Source organism: Nonomuraea sp. NPDC049784, assembly GCF_040659615.1.
Classification (GTDB): domain Bacteria; phylum Actinomycetota; class Actinomycetes; order Streptosporangiales; family Streptosporangiaceae; genus Nonomuraea.
Genome location: NZ_JBFAMX010000979.1, coordinates 1 through 2,565, shown reverse-complemented (window position 1 = coordinate 2,565; position 2,565 = coordinate 1). Strand labels below are relative to the sequence as shown.

The 2,565-nt window shown below is 72.2% G+C and carries 3 protein-coding genes; 1 reads left to right on the top strand and 2 read right to left on the bottom strand.

From position 1 onward, the window contains the following. Both AB0J09_RS62025 and AB0J09_RS62020 read right to left on the bottom strand, forming a co-directional pair. Nucleotides 1-1,024 (bottom strand): hypothetical protein (locus AB0J09_RS62025; RefSeq protein WP_360713507.1); only part of this gene is annotated, 1,024 nt, incomplete at its 3' end. After that, nucleotides 1,024-1,350, bottom strand: coding sequence for a hypothetical protein (locus tag AB0J09_RS62020; RefSeq protein WP_360713505.1), 327 nt, complete (start codon nt 1,348-1,350; stop codon nt 1,024-1,026). The genes AB0J09_RS62025 and AB0J09_RS62020, both read right to left, overlap by 1 nt. Nucleotides 1,351-1,683: 333 nt before the next feature. Here AB0J09_RS62020 and AB0J09_RS62015 point away from each other — a divergent pair. Then, a partial coding sequence (locus tag AB0J09_RS62015) for a SpoIIE family protein phosphatase (protein ID WP_360713503.1) occupies nt 1,684-2,565 on the top strand: 882 nt, incomplete at its 3' end.

Sequence of the window (2,565 nt, the reverse complement as noted above, 5' to 3'; positions counted from 1 at the left end):
GCCGGACCCCGCCCGCGCCCTCCGCCAGCAGCTCCACGGACTCTCCCACGACGCCCGCGTCCATGCCCGGCGCGCCGAGCACCAGCTCGCACGTCACCGGCACGCCTGGCGGTATCCCGGCCAGCAGCCGCCGCAGGTTGACGGTCACGCCGTTCAGCCCGGTCACGGCGGCCAGGAAGTCGATCCGCGTCACGGTGATCGTCAGGCCGCGACAGCGGGCCAGCACGCCGCCGGGGAACGCGGCCGCCCCCACCGCGTCCACCCGCCCGGCCCACGGCCCGCTCGCGGGCGGGGGGCACGCCCCGGTCACCCAGCGCACACGCTTCCCCGGCTGGGTGTCCGGGGCGTCGCACAAGCGCGCCTCCTCAGCGGGCGCGGCATCCGGCCGATGCCACGTGCACGCCCGCTCGATCGGCACGGCGTCGTACCACAGGGGGCGGATGACCCGCTCAGGCGACCAGGCCAGCAGCTCGACCCCGGCCAGCTCGGGCACGCGCCGCAGCGCCGCGCCGTACTCGGCCGCCAGCCGCCCGCACAACGTCACCTGCCCGGCTCCCAGGGCGCCCACCAACGCGAAGGCCGCGGGAAGCTGCCGGCCGTCGTCCACCACGACGTGCGCCCGCCGCCCCCTGGCCGCGGCCATGGCCAGCTCGACCTCGGGACCGAACAGCTCGCACCGCCCGGCAGCCCCGAGCACGTCCCTGCTGCTCTGTGTGCTCCCCTCGGCCAGCTCCAGATCGTCGATGCTGAGCCGGACAGCGGGGTCCGCGGCCAGCCGCAGCGCCGTGCCCACCGCTCTGAGGTGGGCGTCGTCGAACGCCTTGCGCTCCAGGACGGCCGCCGCCGCCCGATCGAGCAACGCGGCGAGCGGCCCGCCGTCGAGCCGCTCCGCGGCGGCTTTGAGACGGGACGGGTCTGCGAGGCGCTCGACGATCCGTTCGTTGAGGTCGAGCACCTTGGCCCCGGCGGGCGGCACGACTTCGGTGGTGAAGTCGGTGAGGGGCGGAACAATGATCAGGTCCATCAGCGGCACTCCCCCGGCCACGAATATGGATACGGACACGGGCGCGCCGCCCGCGTGCGCGGGGGCGGCGTCCGGAGGAGCCCGGCGCCTCGGTGCGACCGCGCGCGGAGGGCCCCGCCGCCCACCACGCGACTGCGTTCCGAGGCGCCGGACGCCTCCACACGGCCCCGCACCGGAACGCGCGTCGCGCCGGCCACGCCACGCACGCCCTCGGCGGCACCGCACTCCGGAACTCCCGGAGCCTCGGCGAGCAGGTCGAGCACCCGCTCCAGGCGCGCGACCTCCACGGCCGCGGCCGGCGGCGGAGTCCAGTCGTGCTCGCTCACACGGCCACCCTTTCTCGGCGCGGAAGTGGAATTGGCGCACAGCCCGTTTAGCTTTAAATGCTTACAAGATCATTTTTGCTTGTCAATAAGATTGAGGACAAGAAATAAAAAGAATGCCACGCTGAGGTCATCAACCAATACCAGCAAATCCAGCCATAAGGGACAGGGATCATTACTGTCCGTATTCATCCGCCTATCGTCCCAGTACAGAGGCCATGCGGCCGCCCCCCGAAATCGCGGTAGAGCAAATCCAGTCTCCCGTTTCGCGATTCCTCACGGCCGTTCCGGAAAGCGAGCCGTTACGCTTTTCCCCCGAGAGGGGATGGAGGACTCGTGACGGAAGGCGGGAGACGCGAAGGGCCCTATCTCTCGACGCTCGTTTTCGTCTCCGGGCTCGTCCTCATCACCGCGACGGTGGCCGCGCTGGACGTCCTCACGGGCACGGCGGTGCGGCTGTTCCCGCTGCTGATCTTCCTGCCCGCGATCGTCGCCGGGCTGGGCACGGTGCGGCAGACGATCTTCGCGTCGGTGTGGGTGGTCCTGGCGGCGGTCGGGGTCAGCACCTACCTGGGCGCCGAGCTGGACGACAAGCTGCTGGCGGTCGGGTTCACCGCCGCGTTCGGGGGACTGGCCGTGCTCGGCTGCCGCTACCGCGTGCGGCGCGAGGAGGAGGTGAGCCGGCTGCGTTCGGCGGCGTCCGCCCTGGCGCGGCTGATCGTGCGCCCGCTGCCGCTGCGCACCGCCGACGTGGTCGTCGACGGCCTCTACCAGCCGGCGGAGGAAGAGCCGATGGTGGGCGGCGACATGTACGAGGTGGCCGTCTCCCGGCGCGGCGCCCGGGTGCTCATCGCCGATGTGCAGGGCAAGGGCCTGCCCGCGATCGGGACCGCGCTGGCGGTGCTGGGGTCGTTCAGAGAGGCGGCCTACCGCGAGGACACCCTGAACGGCGTCGTCGACGCGCTGGAGAACGCCGTCGTCAGGCAGAACACGTTCGCCGCCACCACCGGGGAGCAGGAACGCCTGGTCACCGCCCTCGTGCTCGACATCTGCACAGGGCTGGACGTCGAAGCGGTCAACTGCGGGCACATCGCCCCGTACATGATCCACGCCGGCGTCGCGCGGCAGGTGAACCTCGGGGAGCCGTCCGTGCCACTCGGCGTGGCGGCGCTGACCACGGAGCCGCGGACGAGCGCGCGGTTCGCGTTCCCGCCGGGC